The following is a 20,958-nucleotide window of genomic DNA, read 5'->3' as shown; positions in this document are numbered from 1 at the left end:
TTCATCAATTACTTCGATAATCCAGCCATAAATTGTTTAATGACCTGAATTAACTCTTCAGGAGCTTCATACATGCTCATATGACCTGCACCCGCAATCACGGCTTGCACGATATGTGGCTTGTCACTTGTAAATGTGCGTTCTGGCGGGATAACCGCATCTTTCTCTCCCGCAACCAGCAATACAGGTAAAGGTGTAGCAGATAACACATCGCGGCGATCCGGGCGTTCTCGCATAGCAAGTGCAGCACCAACAGCACCTTGAGGAGCAGTCTGGTATCCAATTTCCTTCACACGTGTTACATGCTTAGATAACGATTCCACATGTTCCGGTGCAAACAGTCCGGGAACCAGTCCATCTACAAAATTTACGATACCTTCGGTCTGAATGGTGGATACAGCACGAAGGCGCTTTTCCTTGGCTTCTTCACTGTCCGGATAGGCTGTTGAATGGATCAGACCAAATGCATTCAAACGCTCCGGGTGACGTTGTGCAATCGAGAGCGCAATGTATCCCCCCATCGAGTGTCCCAAAAGGACCGCTTTTTCCACATTCAACTCATCCATCAACTGTAATACATCATTGCCCATCTGTTCGATGGTATAACTTCCTACAGGTGCATCTGTTTTTCCGTGTCCACGCAGATCAGGTACGATACAGCGATAGCTGCGTGCCAGTTCAGGTACGACCTCATCCCAATACGATGAACTGCCACAGTATCCGTGGAGCAAAATGAGTGCTTCTCCCTTACCTTGTTCGGCATAACAAATCGTCGTTCCATCACACATCACTTTTTCCATATGAATCCCTCTCTCTGCGCGAATTAAATAATTCAGGTTGTATATTATTAAGCCTACATATCATGAATGAAACGTTTGTCTCCATTTCCATGCTTCAATTGCGGCGTCTGCAATCGTTCGGGACATCCCCATAACCAAGTGAAGTGAGGTCATCTGCAAAATGGAATAGGGCCTTGGTCCATTCGCATTAACCACAGCTGCTACACTGTATTGTCCAACAGGGGGTAGCTTGCCTCCGACCGATTGGGCCGGAATGAGTGGGTTATTCGAGAGATAGTATGTACCTACCGCATGCTTTGGACCCAGACATGCATCAATCGCTATGATGGCATGGTGTGCAGGAATAATTGCCAATTTCTTTTCCAGCGTATCTGCATCACAAGGGGAAGACAGCGTGCCAATCACGTTCTCCATTCCACTCTCTTGCAGTAAACTTCCTGTCAGTGGACCCAGAGCATCCCCGGTGGAACGATCAGTACCAATGCAGACAAACGTGATTTCAGCTGGAGAGTGAAGTTGAATGATGTTTTTGAAAAATAAAACCAGATTCTCTGCAGGCACGCCTTTGCGGACTTCCCTTCCTTGATGGCGAACCATTTCTCGCTTATACGCTGCCAAGCTGTATTCCCTCCAGTACACTCAGGTTTCCGTTAAATACTGTTGTTGTATCCATCATTGTAACCGATGCTTGGTTTCCTCGCAAAAGCATTAGCCTGAGCGCTTCCAATCATGATACAATAACAAGAGTTTCCGATACGGAAGGGATGAACTTAACGATGGATTTATCACAAGCAACAGCAGCCAATATGGAATATATGATTGAAGCGATCAAAACCAAACTTCGTATGGCAAGCGGTGCCGCCATGCAAGCTTCTTCATTCCCACTTGAGAAATATGAAGATCTGTTTGACCTGTATGAAATGATTTTGAGCAAGGAACATCTCAGTATCTCTGAAGTGGAAGCTGTCGCTTCGGAACTGGGTAATCTTCGTAAATCTTAAGCCAAAAAAGGACCTGTTTTCCACCTCACCGTGGGAACAGGTCCTTTTTCACATTTTTATATTTCCAGACTATCTTTTAAGGAATACATCCCATCCTTAAGGCAGGTCAACCAAAACAAATTCGGCAGGTTCACTGTCTGTGCTCGTGATTTGCAGATCACAGCTTTTGCGAATTCGTGCGGCATCCCCTGGCTTGAGGTTGAAGTTGCCATCCGAACAATGAATCTCTACATGTCCACTGATCAGGAAAAGATGTGTCCGTCGATCTTCGTGTTGCGGGTACATCAACTTCTTTCCGGACTCCAAATGGGACAGGTAACAGGTTACATCCTGGGAAATAGGCAATGCGCCTTCGCTTCCCTCTCCCCCTTGCCCGGATACAATCGGACATAGACGATTCAAGTGCTCCTGCGGCTCTATTCTCCGATTCGTATAGGAAGGTTTCAGCATACGCTCCGATGGCAAAAACCACATCTGGAGGAAACGTACCGGTTCATCCGCTGACGGATTGGTCTCGGAGTGTTCCACTCCCGTACCCGCACTCATCACCTGGACCGTACCCGGTTCAAGCAATTGTTCTGTTCCCATACTATCCGTATGTTTGAGTGTACCCGATATGACATAGCTGACAAGTTCAAGATCATGATGTGGATGTTTCTTAAAGCCTTCTTGCGGCATCAGCGTGTTTTCATTATGAGCCAACAGACAGCCAAAATGGGCGTTGCTTGGATCATCATAATCCGCAAACGAAAAGCTGAATTCACTGTGTATCCAACCTCGATCCGACGTGTGCCTTTCTTCCGATGTCACCACTTTAATCATGTTCATCCACCTCCAAGGGTTTAGAGCTGCCACATTACCGCGGCAGTCCATGCGTGTATATGAATTGTATAGATGAATACCAGTTGGTATGTCATCTTTACCCGGGGTCCGGCAACTCTAATCACGCCCCTTCTTAAGGTTATACGCTATCTTCAAGTGAGTGGAGAATGAACTCACTATCTGCATGACCTACAAGGGTACCCGCATCATTTCGGATGTCCGAAGGGAACACTTCAGCCAATCGGGCAATGGTTCTCTCATTGGAATAACCAATCTGTCTCAGGATGGATTGGGTAATGAAGGCCCACTCTTCCTCGGAACCATCAAGCACCTTGAAGGTGATTCCCAGTCTTTCTTTTTTCAGACCAAATCCGAATACCCCCTTGAATCCACCCTTCGCTACAATGTTATTGTCTTCCAGCAACACTGAATCTACACGCTCCGTGCCACCTACCATCAACGGATGTTCATTCATAGCTGATGTTATGGTCTCTACAGCTGTTCTTGTGGAAGGATCAGCGATAAGATCCGGACAAGCGAGCTTCAGATAGGCGTTCGACAATGCCGACAACGGCAAAGAAAATACCGGAAAGCCGCAGCCATCCGTCCCAAGCTCAATCTCTTTTTCTTCGATACCTGCCAGGTCGGCAAACGTTTCAAGAATTTCTCGTTGTACCGGATGATCCGGTTCAGCGTAACTGCACAGATCAACCTGCTTCATTTGGCTGTACGCCAGAATCCCCAGATGTTTTCCGGAGCAGTTGTGCAAGATGCGCCGTTTCTCTCCTTGTCCACGTAACCATTGATTACGGCTTTCTTCATTAAGCGGATAACTTGGTGCACAGATCAGGCATTCTTCTCCCAATCCGATCTTACCGGATAACTGCTCCAGCACCCGAATGTGTTCCGGTTCCGAACGATGCGAAGAGGACATAATGGCAATCTCCTGTGCTGATAGGCCATAGTGACTGGCAATTCCTGCCCGAATACCTGGAATGGCTTGAAAAGGTTTGGCAGATGAACGAGTGAACGCTCTAAAATGAGGGTCACCAGCCGAGTATACGATTCGTCCATACTCATCCGTAATACTTATGTGTCCGTAATGGGCGCATTCCATAACGCCTGCACGGTATTCTTTAATTAACAAGGCACTCTCCATGCGAGTTCTCTCCTTTGTGCTCCCGATTTCATCTCTGCTTTGCGTCACGACGCCGCATGGGATATCTTAAATAGTATAGTACAAAAGCGACGTTTTTACAGTTTTTTCGACAGGCATTTCGGGTATAGCTTTATCATCTATGTTCATCTACTACAATAACTGAAGGAGAAACTCATTATGCCGCGCAAAACGTATTCACCAGCCTCATTCAGTTCAAATTCCGGTACGTTATTACGTCCACTCCTCAACTGGGGTATGGCTGGCCTGGCCCTCAGCGCATCGGTCGTATTTATCCTGGCAGGTCTGGGTGCCTGGTTGGGTGCTGATGTTATTATTCGTCTGGATGATCAAATTCAGCAATTATTTTATCTGAATTCAGATTCACGTCTTCATCTATTCCCTTACACTGCATTCATAACCGCACTGGGTTCATTCAAAATCTCTGCTGTGGCTGCAGGAGGGTTTGCTCTTCTTTTCTTCATTCAACGCAGTCCAAGGTTTGTTGTATATGGATATGCGCTCACGGGAAGTTTTGCCATGATGTGGATTCTGAACACCTTATTGAAGGAATTTTTCAGACGAAGCAGACCTGAACTGGATCATTTACTGGTCGTTCACGGGTACAGCTTTCCCAGCGGACATGCCATGATCTCCATGGGTTTCTACGGCATGCTCTTTGTAATCTGGGCCATTGAAAGACAGCGACATAACTCTTCCGGTGTGTGGCTTCCTGTTCTAGGTGGTATTAGTTTTATTTTCTTGATTGGCCTCAGCCGAATCATGTTGGGCGTTCATTATCCTACGGATGTATTTACTGGATTTACTGCTGGATTGGCATGGATTTTCTGCATGGTTAAAGGCATTAAACAAAGCCGCTAAAGAATGAATTCCTCTAATTTCCAGTTCATTCCTCCTCATCTTTATTGTTTCACAGGGTTGCACGGGGTTTATATACGAAGTAAGCAAACGCGAACAGACAACATCCTACATCAAGTTTAAAGGAGGCGGTTGTTATGTGGGGCATCATTATCAGCATTGTGATGGCTGTCATCATCGGTTTGATCGGAGATGCACTTGCCGGTCACAACATGCCTGGAGGCATAATCGGTGCAATGATTGCCGGATTTGCCGGAGCCTGGCTGGGAGCACTTTTGCTTGGTAACTGGGGACCAGTTATCGGTAACTTTGCCATTATCCCTGCCATCATTGGTACAGCGCTCTTTGTTTTCTTGCTGGGGCTTGTGTCCAGACTGCTAAGACAGGCTGCCTGATTCGGGCAACAAGGTGTTCGTTGTTTCGTATTTGTTTCTTAAATTGAAGAAGGAGTGATTAGACATGAATAAAGCAGAAGAGCAATATCCTGTACAGACGGGTTCGACTTTCGCAAAAGGTATTTTCATCGGGGGTTTGCTGGGAGCTGCAGCAGCACTACTCTTTGCGCCTAAACCGGGACGTGAATTGCGTGGTGACCTTTCCGAGAAAGTGGGCATCGTTACTGATCGCACCAAAGAAGTGGCAACTGTTGTAGGTGACAAAGCCTCTGAACTGGCTAAAACGGTCTCTTCCAAAACTTCCGACATTGCAAAAACGGTAAATCAAGGCCGCAATGATGTAATGGACTCTGTGAGAAAAGCGTCCGCTGATGTGGCTAACGAAGCATCCCGTGCATCTGATGAAGTGGCTGCCGCTTCCGTTGAAGCGAAGGAAGATGCACGTAAAGAACTTAACTCGACTAGCCTGTAAGGCGATACAGATCGAGTGACTAATAGCCAGCTGCACTCCAGCTGGCTATTTTTTATCCAATGAGAGTTGAGGAGGACAAATAATATGAGTAAAGTTACAATCAACGGTAATACTCCAATTACGGGAGGAACACCGGCACAGCAGTATGATACAAGCGAGCATCCTTTTGAATTGCGTCATGAGGTAAAGCGATTGAACACCCGTCTGGACCAGATTGCGGACAGTCTGGAGAGAGCACAGATCAAGGATATTATTGATAATTACAGCAGTCCCAAAAAGCGGATTATTACCAATTTTACAGCGGGCATGGCACGAGGTCTCGGTCTGACTGTGGGTACCTTTGTTGTTCTCGGTTTGCTGGCATTCATTCTCAGCCAATTCGTGAATATGCCAATTGTGGGCCAATATATCGCTGACTTGCTTGGTTATATTGAAGATTACAAAAACTAAGAGGACTAACCAACAGTAGGCTATCCCTTACGTTTTTCCGTTGCTCCTTTTTTCTCTGTCTCTTCAGCTGAAGGCTGTGAGGATTTCACTTTGAGCAGATCTCCTGTCCAGCCTTTCATCATCAGCCATACATACATGCTGATCATGCTTAAGATAATGACAACAAGGACCAGTACAACTCCCCATGATTTGTCGATAAAGGGCAGGTTCTCAAAGTTCATCCCCCATATCGCGCCAGCTGCCGTGGCAGGTATGAACACAGCAGTAACAATGGTCAGCGTCTTCATGATCTCATTGCCACGTACACCTGAGATCGCATTATCAATGGAGATTAACGTATCGATCTCTTTCTCGTAGTGACTAAACAAACGTTCCATTCGCTCTACTCGATGTTGGAGCTGCTGGAAATATCGATTTTCGTTGATTTCACTGAGATAAGCCTCATGGGCAGCAGCCATCAGTTCCGAATAGGGGATAAACAGATTGCTCCAGTATAACAGTTCAAATCGGGCGGCCAGAATCTGGTCCATTAAAGTTCGGGCATTGCGGGATTCCATCTTCCGTTCCAGATCACGCAGGTTCATCTCAAAATGATCCATCCCCACATGGTAGTAATGCAGTATAGCTCGAAAAAGTACAAACATCCCGTCCCTGGCTTCACTACATTGCTGTAACATATGGGCACGTTCATCCGTCTTCATAATACCTCGTGTATTGTCATCCATATTCAAGGTAACCAGGTTATTGCGATCGACATAGAAAAACATCTGATTATCTTGACGTTTGTCATCTCTCTCATTCTTGACCGCATACAACAATGAACCAAATATGACTGGTTCTGTACCATTCACGAAACGGACGGACAAATAATTCGATTCCACTTCCGGAATCTTATGAAGCCAATACCGCATATCCGGAAACGCCTCTGTCAGCTCCCCCAACGCATCGTTCATGCTATCGGTGTCAGGTGCAACCCAATCCCACCATTGCCAATGGTCCGAGCAAGATAACTTGTCACGGCGAGCTTCCAACTTGATTTGGTTCACAATCACTTTATCCACTCCTGCACTCAGGTTCTTCATTGCATACCCATATCTTTTTGATCCCAAAAAGGACACGTATGCATTTCAGCGCATTGACGTGTCCTTCTTTATGCCGTACTCAACAACATTAGGGTTCCATTTGTCATAACATTGAAGCATTAGACATGATCTGTTTCAATTTCTCTGTAGCTCGCTTCTGAATCCGAGATACACTCATCTGTGAAACACCAAGCTTTTGGGCAATTGCCCGCTGAGATTGGCCATCCTGGAATGCTAGAATAAGTACCTGCTGTTCTTGTTCCTTCAATTGTCCCAATGCCTGTTGCAAGTCCATCCGTTTTTCGACCGAATCATAGTCATTCACATCTGCACTGATCAGTTCTCCCAATGTTGCTGCACTGTCATCCTGAGATAAAGGAGAATCCAGTGATACATAGTGGTAACATTCCCGACCAGCCAGAACTTCAATTGTCTCTTCTGCAGTCAGATCAAGGTATTCAGCAATTTCGTTCACACCGGGTGAGCGCTCCAGCTTAACGGTTAACTCATCAATGGCATGTTGCACAAGGGCTCCCTTTTCCTTAATCCTCCGGGGCACCTGAATATACCAGGATTTATCACGCAAGTAGTTCTTCATATGACCGATCATGCTCTTCATGGCATAAGGTTCAAACGGAATACCCAGGTTGATATCGTATTGCTTAAGCAAACGAATCAAAGCCATCTGCCCGGTCTGATACAAGTCTTCGTATAGATCGGGGCGATTCCGAGCGATTTTACCTGCTGCCATCTTGACCATTGGTTCATATTTACGGATGAGAACTGTTGCAATTTCATTATCTAGGGTCTGCTGGTATTCCCAGATCAAACCTATAGCTTCAGACATGGACTCTGGGGGAGTCACTTTTTCATTCATACTTTCTCCTCACTTCTTGCAAGACGTTTTACGAGTACTACTTTCGTACCTTTGCCCGTCTCACTTTCCACACTGACATCATCCATCAAGGCTTGCATCAGGTAGAACCCAAGTCCGCCAATCTGTGCTTCCGTCAGTTCTTTGTCGTGTAGACCGGCACGTGACACAGCAGGGTTCATGTTCTCGAAGCTGGCACCTTCGTCCTTGACAATAATGGACAATGTTTCGCCATCCACTTCGAATACAACTTCAACCATGCCGCCTTCGTGTGAGTAGGCATACAATACAGAGTTGTTACAGGCCTCGGATACAGCAACTTTCATATCCTCAATGTCTTCGTAGGAAAATCCCATTTTGGATGCTACTCCATAGAGATTGAGTCTTACAATATCAACGTAATCAGCTGTCGCAGGTAAATTAAGGGTGACTCTTTGAACTTCTGCATTCATTCCTTTTTCGATCCTTTCCTATTGGGAATTCTTCTGTGTGACAAAGAATTTGGCGATGCCCGTCATGTCAAAAAGTTTCTGAATCTGCGCAGGAACTTCCTGTACTTCAAAGCGAGCTTCCATTCCATGTCTGGCCTTCAGAACAGATAACAGGATACCAATCCCTGTACTATCGATATACTTCAATTCTTTCATGTTAATCACAAGATCCTGTTCCTTGTTATCCACGAGCGGCTCCATCACCAAGCGGAAGTCAGGAGCAACCGACAAATCCAGTTCGCCAGTCAGATACACCGTGCACACGCCGTCCTGAGTTTCAGTTCTTGCATTGAATTTTTCATTTTTATTTGTATTCATTAGACATCTCTCTCCTGATCAATGGTTTCCTTACCTAATAACCCAACTTCAGCACGAGTGAATCAGAAAGAAGTTTGGAAAATGTTTCAATTGGCCTGATTCATGGCTGAAGGGCCTGGGTCTAACATTTGTCGTTGTTTCTGAAACTGGGCTATTTTCTGTTTTACATTGCCCATTTTCACCGGTTTACTAATATAATCATCCATGCCGGCAGCAATACAGCGCTGCTGAATACCTTCCATCACGTTAGCAGTCATGGCTATAATGATTGGCTGATTAGACTGGGTCAGACTCTCTCGAATCCGCCGTGTACATTCCAAACCGTCCATCACAGGCATCTGCAGATCCATAAACACATAGTCATAGGGATAACGGCTACTGTTTACCATATCGAGTGCGCTCTGCCCATCTTCAGCAATGTCTGAGAGCAACCCCAGCTTACCGAGCATAATCGCCATCAACTTCTGGTTGATCGGATGATCATCCACAATTAATACCGTAGGATATTTATTCTCATTTTTCACATCCGTTGGTTTCTCTTCCCCGTTCCTCTGGACCAGTTCAGTTTCTACATAACGTTTCGCCTGAATTGTAAATACAAACGTCGCTCCCCGTTGCTCTGTTGTATCCAGATAGATCTGTCCACCCATCATTTCCACCAGAGTCTTGCATATTGCCAGTCCTAAGCCAGTTCCACCGTATTTACGTGTCATGGATGTATCCAACTGGGAAAAAGGCTGGAACAGGCGATCCACTTTGTCTGAAGCGATACCTATCCCGGTGTCTTTAACAGCAAACTCCAATGCCATTTGTCCGTCTTTTTCTTCATTCACTGACACAATCAAATATACGCCACCCTGGTCTGTAAATTTGATTGCATTGGCAATAAGATTCAAGAGAACCTGACGTAGCCTTGCCATATCTCCATAGATTAATTCAGGGACAGAATCTTCCAGGAAATAATCCAGTTCCAGATTCTTTTTGCCTGCTTCTGCAGCAAACAATCCCAACACTTCCCGAATACAGGAGACAAGTTCAAAAGGATGCTCTTCCAGTTCCATTTTGCCGGATTCCATCTTGGTAAAATCAAGAATGTCGTTGATGACCGTAACGAGTGCATCTGCACTGCGACGAACGATGTCTGCATATTCCTTCTGATCTTCCCTCAGTTCCGTTTCCATCAGCAGATCAACCATACCGATAACTCCGTTCATCGGTGTACGAATCTCATGACTCATCATTGCCAGGAACTCAGTCTTTGCATTGGCTGCAATTTCTGCTTCTTCCTTGGCCTGAATGAGTTGTTGGTTCATCTTCTCCAGTTCCTGTGTCTTCTGGTGAAGAAGCATGGTCTGTGTCTTCAAACGTTTATTGGTGATAAACATCTCCACAAAGCCCTCGATTTTGGATTTCAAAATCTGAGGAATAAATGGTTTAACCATGTAATCAATGGCCCCGGCTGAATATCCGGCAAACAAGTGCTCCGCTTCTCTGCTATTCGCAGAGATGAATATAATCGGCACATCCTTGGACTTGTCCCGTGCCTTAATTAACTTTGCTGTCTCAATTCCGTCCATTCCAGGCATCTGCACATCGAGAACGATAACCGCAAATTCGTCTTTTAGCAGACAGCGGAGTGCCTCTTCTCCGGAAGTTGCCTTAACGAGTTTATATTGTTCCGATTCCAGAACTGCTTCAAGAGCAAGCAAGTTCTCAGGGCGGTCATCTACCAATAATATGTGGATTGGTTCATTGAGCCCCATGGCTAACCCTAACCCCCTATTTGATCTTCCGGTATATTTTTTCGGTCCGGTCTAACGGCTCATAGGTATCACTGAACTCTGTAAAATGTATCGATTCTTTCGACCCCAGAACCAGAATACCAAAGTGGCTCAAGCTCTCATGAAACAGCCCATGCACATGGTTCCGCAGTTCATCATTAAAATAAATCATGACATTACGGCAAAAGATAACATTAAACTCGTTAAATGACCGGTCTGTTGCCAGGTTGTGCTCGGCGAAAATGATGTTCTTCCTTAGAAAAGGATGAAATATCACCGAATTGTATTTCGCTGTATAGTACTCGGAGAAGGCTCTGGTACCCCCTGCCTCCAAATAATTTGTAGTAAATAGTTTCATTTTCTCAATACCATATACGCCTTCTTTGGCCTGTTGCAAAGAGCGATCATTCATATCCGTTGCGTAGATTCTTGCCTTGTCATACAGTCCTTCCTCATGCAACATGATGGCCATGGAATAAACTTCCTCTCCTGTAGAACATCCCGCATGCCATATTCGGATATACGGGTAGGTTCTCAGGATCGGAATAATCTGTTCCCGAAACATTCGGAAAAGCGAAGGATCTCGAAACATTTCCGTTACAGGGATGGATAAGTTCTGTACAAAACGTTCAAACGCGGAACGGTCATGAAGAACACGCTCCTGCAAGCCGGATATGCTCTTAACACCTTCAGCATGTGCATGATGCCAGATTCTTCGTTTGAGGGATGGCAGTGCATAGTTTCTAAAATCATATCCATATAAACGGTGCATGCCTTCCAACAGCAACTCAATCTCAATCAGCTCGCGTTCTTCATCTTGCGGCATACGGACCAAATCTGCCCCCGTCTCGGTAGGTTCCCACGGTGTCATAAGTTCTCTCCACTTCTTCATTTGTTACTTGCGTATTCGTCGTATTGTCTTTCATTACCCAAACAATGAACATACGAATAATGAACTTACGAATACAGCCATACGCGCATTAAGGATAACAATTGATCTGTCTGGATCGGTTTTTTCACATAATCAGATGCTCCGGCCTCAATACATTTGCCGCGATCCTCTTTCATGGCTTTGGCCGTAAGCGCAATAATCGGCAACTTTTCAAACTGCGGGATCTGTCTGATTCGTGTCATCGCTTCATAACCGTCCATCTCTGGCATCATCATATCCATCAGTACCAGATCAAATTCCGGATTTTTGTCCAAAATCTCCAAAGCCTCTCGGCCGTTCTCAGCAAACGTCACATCCATCCGATAGCCTTCAAGAACACTTGAAAGGGCAAATACGTTACGAATATCGTCATCTACAAGTAATATTTTCTTGCCTTCAAACAACGTTTCTTTGTTGTGTAGTTTCTGTAAGATTCGACGCTTGTCTTCCGGCAAATTGGCTTCTACCCGATGCAGGAACAAAGTGGTCTCATCCAGCAGACGTTCCGGTGACTTCACATCTTTGATAATGATGGATTCCGCATATTTGCGCAGCTTCATTTCTTCCTTGGAATCCAGTTCTTTGCCTGTATAAATTATAATCGGCAGATCGTTCAGATATTCATCATCACGAATCTGGTCGAGCAACTCAAAACCGGTCATATCCGTTAACATCAGATCCAGTACCATGCAGTCATAACGCTGGCTGTGTAATTCATTTAACGCCTCACTACCTGTCGACACAGCAGTGATTGCAACATCATCATGACCAATCAATTCAATAATGGCTTTACGCTGAATTTCGTCATCTTCGACGATCAACAGTCGTTTCAATTGATTCTCAGTATATGATTTGATATGCGAGAATGCTTTATCCAGTGAATCCTTGCTCGAAGGTTTTTTCAGATACGCAATGGCACCCATCATCAGACCTTGCTTCATATCATCAATGACTGAAATCACATGAACCGGAATGTGGCGTGTTGCCGAACTGCTCTTCAGCTCGCCCAGAATGGTCCAACCATCCATCACCGGCAATTGAATATCCAGGATAATGGCATCCGGCAAATATTGACGTGCCATTTCAAGTCCTTTATCACCTTGAAGGGCAACAAGAGCCTTGAATCCTCTTCCTCTCGCCATATCCATCAAAATATGTGCAAAGTTCACGTCATCCTCAATGATGAGGAGGATTTTGTCACCTTCCATCAGATTCTCCCGATCATCTTCGATCTGCGTGACATCTGGAGTATGGGAAGGAGAAAGATCTGTACCCACGCTACGCTCCGGATCAGGAGAGAGAATGGACTGATGACTTGAAAGCATGGTCCGTGCTTCGATGGACTTTTCATAAAGATCCTCTGAGGAAACAGCCGCTTCTCTTGAAGCACCTTCCTCCGCCAAGGCTTCCTCTTCATGATTATCCGGCAGGTATAAGGTAAAGCAGCTACCTTCTCCCTCGGATGATTCCACCTGTATTGCACCACCAAGCAAACGTGCCAGTTCCCTGCTAATGGACAATCCCAGACCAGTTCCACCGTATTTCCGACTTGTGGTCCCGTCTACTTGCTGGAACGCTTCAAAGATCAGATCCGTCTTGTCCGATGGAATACCAATGCCGGTGTCTTTTACACTGAATCCGAGATATTCCTGATTGGTGTTCATATAACCCGGCAGTTCTTCCGGTTTCATCCGTCGTCCAATTAGACTAACCGAACCTCGATTGGTGAACTTAAATGCGTTCGACAACAAATTCCGTAAAATCTGTTTGACGCGATGGCTGTCGGTGTACACCCATTCCGGTAGATCGCTGTCGAAATCAATATTCAAGTTCAGTTCCTTTTTGTTCGCCATCGGTCCAAAGTTCTGCTGAACAAAGCTGGTCAGCTCTTCCATTCGTACGGTCTCATAATTGATATCCATCTTACCTGCGTCCACCTTGGACAGATCCAGAATCTCATCAATCATCTTCAGCAGATCCGCGCCCGACATGTAGATGGTTTGCGCATATTCCTGCTGTTTGTCAGTCAGATTTCCACCTTTGTTCTCCGACAATAACTGGGACAATATGAGCAGACTGTTCAATGGTGTACGGAGTTCATGTGACATATTCGCTAAAAATTCGGACTTGTACTTGCTTGTCATCGACAGCTGTGTAGCTTGCTGTTCCAACTGTGTCTTCGTTTTCTCAATTTCGTCATTTTTCTCTTCAACTTCACGCACCTGCTCTTCAAGCGCCCGCGTCTTGGCAATGAGTTCCGTATTAAAATGTTCCAGTTCTTCCTGCTGACGCTGTAGCAACTCCTCAGATCGTTTAAGCGCCTCTGTCTGCTCCTCCAGATTCTCATTGGAACGACGAAGTTCTTCTTGCTGTGTCTGCAATTCTTCCGATTGAACCTGCAGTTCCTCAGTCAGTGCCTGGGATTCACGTAGCAGCTCCTCCACACGCAAACGACGTCGAACGTTGTTCAAAATTACGCCCAGGTTCATAATCAGTTGTGTGAATAACTGCTTGTGCAGTTCATTGAAACCTTCAAAGGAAGCCACTTCAACTACACCAATCAGTTCATCTTCAAACACGACAGGATAGATCATGATACCCGCAGCACGTGTTGAGCCTGAAGCTGAACCAATATGCACGTAATCTTCGGGCGTATTTTCCAGAATAATCGGTGTCATATCCAGCGCGGCTTGACCAATCAGGCCTTCCCCGATGCGATACATTTCCTTACCAACATCTTCGTTCTCTTCAAATGCGTATGCACCGTAACGTCTCAGTTCGTCGGGATGTTTCTCCTCATCGATCAGATAGACGACACCCAACTGAGCACCAAGCACAGGTGTGAACTCACTGATAAACATCTGTGAAATTTGGCGAATGGAGCCAATCCCCCGAAGCAGCTCCGGGACTCTTGCGATGTTCGAACTCATCCAGTTTTGATCCTGCTGAGCCTGCACATAAGCCCTCTCGATCTCCAGTTTTTCTTCCAGATCACTGGATACATCCTTGAACACACTGGCAATCTGACCAATCTCATCGGTTGATTTGACCTGTATGCGCCGAATGGTTCGGTAACGCCCTTTACCAAAGCTGGTAATCATCATAGATACAGTGTTCAGACCCCGTGTAATACTCGGCAGCACCCACAGAATGACACCCAATGCAAGCAACAACCCGGCAATCATGATACTTATCGTGATCTGTACTGCTCTCGTATACGCTTCGTTAGCGTTCTTGATCTCAGCATCAATCTCTTGGTCCTGATAACGTGAAAGAGCATTCAAACTATCCACAGTTTCTTTTTGCACCGCGAGTCCTGTTGAATTGCGGTAGTTATTCGCATCTTCTACCCGGTTTTGGGACATCAGGTTGATCTGTCTCGTTGCATAAGATGTATAAGCGGTCCACGCCGTATTCACACGATCCACCAGTTGATGTTCAGGTGCACTGTCTGCCCGGTTTCTCACTTCTGCGAGGTAACCATCCCCCCGATCCTTCATCTCCTTCAGGTCACCCTCAGCAGCATTAATCGAATTGTTCGGATTCAATAACAAGTTAGCCAGCACTTTAGCTATATCATTGACCTCTCCACGTGCAGCAGAAGTGAACCTTACTTTGAGATAACGTTCCTGATACATCTGATCAATCTGTTGATTACTGCTGTTTAACCGTTCATAACTCACAAACGTGAGCACGATCAAAATGGCCATCAGAGCGGTAAAACCAATCAGCAGTTTATTCCTGATCTTCATTCATCCCCCGCCCCTTTATTCAAAGTAATCCAGACCAGACATTTATCATCATCCCGCTCCTGGGGAATTTCGTCGTCAAAAAACATGGCCTGCATAGCAGCTTCATTCCACTGATGTGAGCCGGTCAGTTTTTCGATCAGGAATTCATGTTGTTCTTCCTGCCCGCCCTGAACAGCTTCCAATAATCCATCCGTATAGAGTGCAATATGCCCGTCACCCTCATAATGGATCGTTTGTGGTTCAATATCCATCTTGTCAAATAAACCAACAGGACAGCAGACGCTGTCAAATGTGGTGACACTGCCGTCGTTTCGGAAAAATAAAGCAGGTGGATGCCCCGCATTAACATAATCAATACGTTTCATCCGTGTATCAACGACCAGATAAATTGCCGTGAAATAATACTGCACCAATTGTTTTTCCAGATGGAGCTGGTTAAAACGACGGTTCAACTCTTGAATGACCTTCTCTGGATCCACATAAGTGGTAACCGTATCTTTCAACACAGAAGCGATAAACATGGTAAACAGGGATGAAGATATCCCGTGTCCCATCATGTCGAGCAGCAGTACTCCATAACGGCCTTCCCCAAGGGGGTACCAAGAATACAGATCACCCGCAAGCTCAAAGGATGGTTTATAGATGGCATGCACTTGGAACAACGGGTCCCTAATTGCCGGACTTAATACAGCATTTTGGACCATCGCTGCCAACTTGAGCTCATCCTGAATACGTTGATCACGCTCTTTATGCCAATCCTTCTCCTGTTTCAAACGAAGTGCGAGTCGAATTCTGGCCATCAGTTCGACTTTATTAATCGGTTTGGTCACATAGTCAGATGCACCTGCATCCAATGCTTCGGCAAGTTTCTTGGAGTCTCCGATGGCAGTCACCATAATAATCGGTATATCCTTCAGATTCTCAAATTTCTGCACAATACTGCAGGCTTCGATACCGTCCATCTCGGGCATCATCATATCTAGCAAAATCAGGTCAATATCCGACGGTCTTGGACGAAGTTCGTTGCTTTCCTCCCCAATTCCCAACACTTCAAACATTTCCATGGCGGAACTCGCCGTTACAATGTCACGATAGTTTTCTTTTTTCAGAATTTCTCGAATGATAATGACATTCGTCGGATTGTCGTCAACAATAAGTATTCTCATTGATATCTCCTTATCTGTGGCGTCCGGGTTTGTCGATTCTTATTAGGTTAAAACAAACGTTGATTATACAAATTTTGCATACAAAACGGCAGTAGACATAATAATTCCTAGTATAACTATAATCGTAAAAACAAAAAACTTCTATCAGTAAATGGCACCATCGTAGGGTAATATCCCCGCGACTCACCCTGTTTTTGCAGCGTCCTGATCCCGCTTCCAAACTTGCAAAAACATAGATAAGGAATGGGAAAAGCCCCATTCCTTATCTATGTTTTTGATTAAGCATTTTACATAAATGATTCAGAAGCTTGTCCATGTTCAGCAAACTTCAACTTATCGGGTTAATCTTTCTTTTTAGCAATAACGAGTACTTTACCTTTGTCGAGTTCACTCTCGTAGAAGTCCGCTTCGGTTTCGGTAAAGCCCATCGAAACAATTTTGGCCCGGAGTTCATCACCACGTGAGCGGAACAGATTCGCCAAGGAATCAAATACGCCCTCTTCCTTTATGCCAATTTCTTTGGCATCTGCTGTATCGGCAATTCGATCTGTACGATCCTTCTCATGGGCGAGAACAAAGATTTGATCAGCAAGGTATCCGGTAATCTGCAATTCTTTCACCGCTTCTACCGCCTGGACTCCGTTTTCTACCACTTTTGCATAAGCTTGCTCATTGGTTGAATTCATCGTTTCCACTCTCCTCTGATTTAATCTTCTGTATCGAGCTACTTAGTATATAACCATACTATATGGGTTTGAAACGATTTGGTAATAACCAATCCTAGGAAACTGTGTCATCAAAAAGATCAATGCCTTCAATCTGATGAGATCCTGACTTCATATATACCTTCAGAGCCTGGTCTCCACGGAGAAACACTTCTCCGTCCTCTGCCACATAATAAGGTTTCCCGAGAGCATGATGGATCGCTTCAATATTCATCTCAATTCTCTTTCCGTTTAACATGATGTGATTCTCAGATGCATCGATATGCACATATTGAATGACATCCGTATCTTCACACAAGCCAACCTTCACATCATGAAAGTGATATTCAGGACATCCCAGATAAGGATCTTCCTGCTTATGCCCCGGCTGGCCCTTATTGGCCAACAAATCATCCATGGTGTCATCCAGAGAAATGCCATTCAGAGTCCGAAAATGCTGGAAAGTCTCGGATCGATCAACAGCCAGAGTTACCTCTGACGCCTTCTCTTCCATTGCCGTCCATTGCATATCGTGAGCAGCGGGTACCGCTGCCGGTTGAACGGAAAAGGGAGAAATTACGCTAAACATCACAAGCAGTAGTTTCATCATGATTCTCACCCTTTCATCAGGTTCATCACCGCTCTGAAGGCTTCTTCATGGGTTACAAAGCGGTCATGTTACTTGCGCATCCGTTGCCATACGTTCGCTGCAACATCAACATACTTCATCCAGTTTTTCCCGCCCTTAGCTTCACCATTATATGTAGCTTCATAGGATTGCAGGGTACGATCCGTTGATGTAGCAGGCGGTGCAGTTACATGAACCGCTTCAGCATGCTTGGTCTGTTCAGCGTTGTTACGTTTGGTCTGAAATTTCGCCATCAGCGTTGTGGAAACTTGTTTGGCTGCTGCCGTCACTTCATTCAACACTTCTCCCAGATTCTCAACAGATTCCATAACAGGATCAATTTTTTTCATTTTGTGTTGTACATCCACCGTAATATCATTGGCATGTCTTACCGTCTGCTTCACTTCATAACTAAGTTCGTCAATGGTTTTCTGTACCTCCTGCAATGTCTGTGAGACATTGTCCAAAGAACCCTGAGCGGATTTCAAGGTACGAATTAAAAAGAATACCAGTACTGCAAATGCCACTGCAATCAGGGCCACGCTAATTTGATAGATCATAGAAGAACCTCTCTTTCCATATGTGCATCAGTTTGTTATTGCTATAGTTACCCGGCGATTTCCCGGACGAAACAATATTATATATCCCTTCATATATGCCTTCGCTTGGAAAAAAAACCAATGTTTCAAGCGGTTAGCACTCGGTTAAAGTTAGACTACACAAGGCGGTGAGGTGAACACAACTCACTCCACAATCAATTATACGAAAGGATGAATACTTATGTTGAAATGGTCTGTATTATTTCTAATTATTGCACTGGTAGCAGGTATTTTTGGATTCTTCGGTATTGTTGAAGCAGCTGCTTCAATCGCGAAAGTACTCTTCTTCATCTTTGTTGTACTGTTCGTAATCTCCCTGATTACGGGACGTAGCCGAATGCGATAACCTCAGGCTCTGATCTGACTGAGTGTTTACTAAACGATTACATACAAAAGCCGATCGTGCTCCCAAGCCGATTGGCTTTTGTGCGTTCAGGCATAGGTCAACTTTTCTATATTATGTATTGCACTCCCTTCTGCTTTATTCCAATCCGCTCTCGTATGAATCCCAAAAAAAACAGGACCTTTTTGAGATAGCCAACCCGGTTTTATCCCACTGAAGTATGATATTTACAGGCTTTCTATATACCCACATATGAGCCAGTTGACACTGGAGAATGCAAGAAAATATTGTTATAATTTGTGATTCATAAGGGTGCTTGCTTGGTTACTTGTAATCAGGACAACATTTTACATACCTACCGAGGAGGAAAAACAAAATGAAAAAAATCGTAAGTTTTGCCGCTGCTTTAACGTTGATGGGTTCGATGGCTGCCGCTGCGGGTGCGGAGGAAGCGGTTACTGGAACGGTAAATCCGGAAACAGGAACTGAGGCTACAACAACGACAACGACCACAACAACTCCAGCTGTTGAAGTCAACAAACCTGCTGTAGAAACAGTAGAGGGTACTGCTGAGACGGTAACTGGGGCAACCTACGGCACAGATGACAAAATGTTTGAAGAGCCACTCGTAAAACCAGGTGATGAAGTACTGGCACCAACGATGTTGCTGAACCTTCTGGAGCGCACTTGGTTCTATGATGCACCTAACGGTAAACCAATCGGTGCATTAGGTTCCCAAGTCATCGATACAACAGGTGAAGTGGTTGATGGATTCGATGGCGGCGAGTGGGTACAAGTATACACTTGGAAAGGCAAAGCGTGGATCCACGTTGCCATTCAATAACATCGTATAATCGTTCTAATGATAAGTAAAGAGGACAGCACGCACAATTGCGGCTGTCCTCTTTTCATTTTCCAAGATGTTCACTCCCTGTTCAAGGGTTCCTTGTGACTTCTTCCGTCTTTGGTTCCACATGTACATGTACATGCATGATGTTATGCGATCGCTTCAACCGCTCTTCAACACGGTCACAGATCTGATGGCCTTCAATCAAGCTTAGGCCTCCGTCCACTTCAATGACTACATCCACAAGTACATGACTGCCGTGCACACGTGCCTTCACGTCCTTGATCATCTCAACACCGGGAACGCGTGCTACGGAGGATCTGAGATCCGTCAGTTCCTTCTGGTCAAATCCGTCGGTAAGACGATGTGTAGAATCCCGAAAAATCTCCCAAGCCGTTTTGCAGATCAACAGACCTACAGCAATGGCAGCTACTTTATCCAGCCATGGAAGTCCAAACTGCGCACCTATAATTCCAATTGCAGCGCCTATGCTGACCCAGGCATCGGAACGATTATCTTTCGCCGCAGCCATCAGAGCCTGACTATTAATTTGTTTTGCCAGACGGTGATTGTAACGGTACACGCCTAACATCACCACAGCACAGACTACAGCCACCGCTGCCGCCCACAGGTTTGGAGCAACAAAGGCTCCTTCATACCAGGAGCGAACGGCTTCAACCAATACTTGCAGCCCAACCATAGCCATAATAAATGAAGCTACCAAAGCAGCAACCGTCTCCGCTCTAAAATGACCATAGGCATGATCCGAATCAGGTGGTTTCTGGGAGATCCGAAGCCCAATCAATACAGCAATGGATGCTACAATATCTGTAAGGTTATTAAAACCATCGGCCAGCAAGGCGCTGGAAGCAAATAAATATCCACAGATCAGCTTAAAAGCGGACAAGACGAGATAGGCTACGATACTAACCCAAGCCCCTCGCTCCCCTTTTCGAATTTCTTCATAAGCGTTCAAACCGGGCGACACCCCTTTAACGTTTCGTATTACGGTTTTTCCATGTTACCAAATGCGGAGCGTGTGGGTCTACAGAAACAGTGTTGCCAGGTTGCATTGCTGTAGGCAAGCCGAAACAAAGTTGCCAGACGGCAGGGCTGTAGTTATTGAGAAAAAATGTTGGCCTGGGTAAAACCAAAGGTTTTGAGCATTTTATCAGGTTGCCCTTGTGGGGCTTTTATAAAACGTATAAAATAGGTACATCCCGTCCAATCTGGACGGCTCACTGTAAGACCGGGAGGGAAATAACGATGAGCGAAAATAACGAACCGAAAAAGGTCAGTTTGCAGGATGCTATACGCCAAAAACTGGCGCAAAAGAAAGAACAAGCAAATTCTGGTAACCAATCCAGCGCCTACTTTGAAGGCGGACCTAAAGCGATGAAGAGTCAAAACAACAAAAAGCCTAACAACCAACGTCGCCGTACTGGTGGATCTTAGGTCTTAAACCCG

Annotated in this window: 24 protein-coding genes; 8 read left to right on the top strand and 16 right to left on the bottom strand. The window is 45.3% G+C overall.

Translation table 11 applies throughout. The features are described from left to right. Positions 1–8 precede the first annotated feature (8 nt). The gene (locus tag CXK86_RS22975; RefSeq protein WP_036607004.1) at positions 9–800 is read right to left on the bottom strand and encodes an alpha/beta fold hydrolase; all 792 of its coding nucleotides are present in this window, start codon (positions 798–800) and stop codon (positions 9–11) included. A gap of 60 nt (positions 801–860) precedes the next feature. Further along, positions 861–1,418, bottom strand: coding sequence for a spore protease YyaC (gene yyaC / locus CXK86_RS22970; protein WP_083669892.1), 558 nt, complete (start codon positions 1,416–1,418; stop codon positions 861–863). Positions 1,419–1,576: 158 nt separating this feature from the next. On the opposite strand from yyaC, the gene CXK86_RS22965 reads away from it, so the two are divergent. Beyond that, entirely contained in the window at positions 1,577–1,801 is a 225-nt protein-coding gene (locus CXK86_RS22965; RefSeq protein WP_036607002.1) for a DUF1128 domain-containing protein, read from the top strand. A gap of 96 nt (positions 1,802–1,897) precedes the next feature. Here the strand turns inward: CXK86_RS22965 and CXK86_RS22960 are convergent, their stop codons facing one another. Together CXK86_RS22960 and CXK86_RS22955 are read right to left on the bottom strand one after the other, a co-directional pair. Then, positions 1,898–2,623 carry a pirin family protein gene (locus tag CXK86_RS22960; protein WP_036607001.1) on the bottom strand — a complete coding sequence of 242 codons (726 nt, stop codon included), beginning with the start codon at positions 2,621–2,623 and terminating at the stop codon, positions 1,898–1,900. A 139-nt stretch (positions 2,624–2,762) separates the two neighbouring features. After that, positions 2,763–3,782: an asparaginase gene (locus CXK86_RS22955; RefSeq protein ID WP_076253598.1), complete on the bottom strand. Its 1,020-nt coding sequence runs from the start codon at positions 3,780–3,782 to the stop codon at positions 2,763–2,765. A gap of 177 nt (positions 3,783–3,959) precedes the next feature. Between CXK86_RS22955 and CXK86_RS22950 the strand changes: the two genes are divergently transcribed. From CXK86_RS22950 to CXK86_RS22935, 4 genes are all read left to right on the top strand, one after another. Next, positions 3,960–4,661, top strand: a complete 702-nt coding sequence (locus CXK86_RS22950; protein WP_076253597.1) for a phosphatase PAP2 family protein — start codon at positions 3,960–3,962, stop codon at positions 4,659–4,661. Between the two features lie 134 nt (positions 4,662–4,795). Next, positions 4,796–5,053: a GlsB/YeaQ/YmgE family stress response membrane protein gene (locus CXK86_RS22945; RefSeq protein WP_017692278.1), complete on the top strand. Its 258-nt coding sequence runs from the start codon at positions 4,796–4,798 to the stop codon at positions 5,051–5,053. Between the two features lie 64 nt (positions 5,054–5,117). Next, positions 5,118–5,525 (top strand): YtxH domain-containing protein, encoded by a 408-nt coding sequence (locus CXK86_RS22940; protein WP_036606997.1) that lies wholly within the window; start codon positions 5,118–5,120, stop codon positions 5,523–5,525. Positions 5,526–5,609: 84 nt separating this feature from the next. Further along, complete coding sequence (locus CXK86_RS22935; protein ID WP_076253596.1) at positions 5,610–5,975, top strand: DUF5665 domain-containing protein; 366 nt, start codon at positions 5,610–5,612, stop codon at positions 5,973–5,975. Positions 5,976–5,995: 20 nt separating this feature from the next. On the opposite strand, the gene CXK86_RS22930 is transcribed toward CXK86_RS22935, so the two are convergent. The 11 genes from CXK86_RS22930 to CXK86_RS22880 all read right to left on the bottom strand — a co-directional run bounded on the left by CXK86_RS22930 (position 5,996) and on the right by CXK86_RS22880 (position 18,262). Continuing rightward, entirely contained in the window at positions 5,996–7,057 is a 1,062-nt protein-coding gene (locus tag CXK86_RS22930; protein ID WP_083684932.1) for a magnesium transporter CorA family protein, read from the bottom strand. Positions 7,058–7,160: 103 nt separating this feature from the next. After that, positions 7,161–7,934, bottom strand: a complete 774-nt coding sequence (locus tag CXK86_RS22925; RefSeq protein WP_036606995.1) for a sigma-70 family RNA polymerase sigma factor — start codon at positions 7,932–7,934, stop codon at positions 7,161–7,163. Continuing rightward, positions 7,931–8,383: an anti-sigma B factor RsbW gene (gene rsbW, locus CXK86_RS22920; RefSeq protein WP_036606993.1), complete on the bottom strand. Its 453-nt coding sequence runs from the start codon at positions 8,381–8,383 to the stop codon at positions 7,931–7,933. Before rsbW ends, CXK86_RS22925 begins: the two co-directional genes overlap by 4 nt. Before the next feature lie 18 nt (positions 8,384–8,401). Next, on the bottom strand, positions 8,402–8,740 hold the full coding sequence (locus tag CXK86_RS22915; RefSeq protein ID WP_036606989.1) for an STAS domain-containing protein: 339 nt from the start codon (positions 8,738–8,740) through the stop codon (positions 8,402–8,404). 86 nt (positions 8,741–8,826) lie between these two features. Next, complete coding sequence (locus tag CXK86_RS22910) at positions 8,827–10,503, bottom strand: response regulator (protein ID WP_076253595.1); 1,677 nt, start codon at positions 10,501–10,503, stop codon at positions 8,827–8,829. Between the two features lie 16 nt (positions 10,504–10,519). Further along, positions 10,520–11,392 carry a CheR family methyltransferase gene (locus tag CXK86_RS22905; protein WP_036606984.1) on the bottom strand — a complete coding sequence of 291 codons (873 nt, stop codon included), beginning with the start codon at positions 11,390–11,392 and terminating at the stop codon, positions 10,520–10,522. An 86-nt stretch (positions 11,393–11,478) separates the two neighbouring features. Continuing rightward, on the bottom strand, positions 11,479–15,204 hold the full coding sequence (locus CXK86_RS22900) for a response regulator (RefSeq protein ID WP_076253594.1): 3,726 nt from the start codon (positions 15,202–15,204) through the stop codon (positions 11,479–11,481). Then, complete coding sequence (locus tag CXK86_RS22895; RefSeq protein ID WP_036606980.1) at positions 15,201–16,370, bottom strand: PP2C family protein-serine/threonine phosphatase; 1,170 nt, start codon at positions 16,368–16,370, stop codon at positions 15,201–15,203. Before CXK86_RS22895 ends, CXK86_RS22900 begins: the two co-directional genes overlap by 4 nt. A gap of 341 nt (positions 16,371–16,711) precedes the next feature. Next, positions 16,712–17,056, bottom strand: a complete 345-nt coding sequence (locus CXK86_RS22890) for a YflT domain-containing protein (RefSeq protein ID WP_076253593.1) — start codon at positions 17,054–17,056, stop codon at positions 16,712–16,714. A 94-nt stretch (positions 17,057–17,150) separates the two neighbouring features. Then, positions 17,151–17,684, bottom strand: a complete 534-nt coding sequence (locus CXK86_RS22885; RefSeq protein WP_036606978.1) for a hypothetical protein — start codon at positions 17,682–17,684, stop codon at positions 17,151–17,153. A 68-nt stretch (positions 17,685–17,752) separates the two neighbouring features. Then, the gene (locus tag CXK86_RS22880) at positions 17,753–18,262 is read right to left on the bottom strand and encodes a DUF948 domain-containing protein (RefSeq protein ID WP_036606976.1); all 510 of its coding nucleotides are present in this window, start codon (positions 18,260–18,262) and stop codon (positions 17,753–17,755) included. A gap of 220 nt (positions 18,263–18,482) precedes the next feature. Here CXK86_RS22880 and CXK86_RS22875 point away from each other — a divergent pair, with 220 nt between their 5' ends. Together CXK86_RS22875 and CXK86_RS22870 are read left to right on the top strand one after the other, a co-directional pair. Beyond that, entirely contained in the window at positions 18,483–18,647 is a 165-nt protein-coding gene (locus CXK86_RS22875) for a DUF1328 domain-containing protein (RefSeq protein WP_017692264.1), read from the top strand. A gap of 373 nt (positions 18,648–19,020) precedes the next feature. Then, positions 19,021–19,488, top strand: coding sequence for a hypothetical protein (locus tag CXK86_RS22870; protein ID WP_083684929.1), 468 nt, complete (start codon positions 19,021–19,023; stop codon positions 19,486–19,488). A 91-nt stretch (positions 19,489–19,579) separates the two neighbouring features. Here the strand turns inward: CXK86_RS22870 and CXK86_RS22865 are convergent, their stop codons facing one another. Then, positions 19,580–20,467 (bottom strand): cation diffusion facilitator family transporter, encoded by an 888-nt coding sequence (locus CXK86_RS22865; RefSeq protein ID WP_036606974.1) that lies wholly within the window; start codon positions 20,465–20,467, stop codon positions 19,580–19,582. Positions 20,468–20,757: 290 nt separating this feature from the next. On the opposite strand from CXK86_RS22865, the gene CXK86_RS22860 reads away from it, so the two are divergent. Further along, positions 20,758–20,946, top strand: coding sequence for a hypothetical protein (locus tag CXK86_RS22860; RefSeq protein ID WP_017692261.1), 189 nt, complete (start codon positions 20,758–20,760; stop codon positions 20,944–20,946). The last annotated feature ends 12 nt before the right edge of the window (positions 20,947–20,958 follow it).

This window comes from Paenibacillus sp. BGI2013 (assembly GCF_002843485.1).
In the GTDB taxonomy this organism is placed as follows: Bacteria; Bacillota; Bacilli; order Paenibacillales; family Paenibacillaceae; genus Paenibacillus; species Paenibacillus amylolyticus.
The sequence above is the reverse complement of the archived record's forward strand: the minus strand, read 5'-3'. Positions and strand labels throughout refer to the sequence as shown.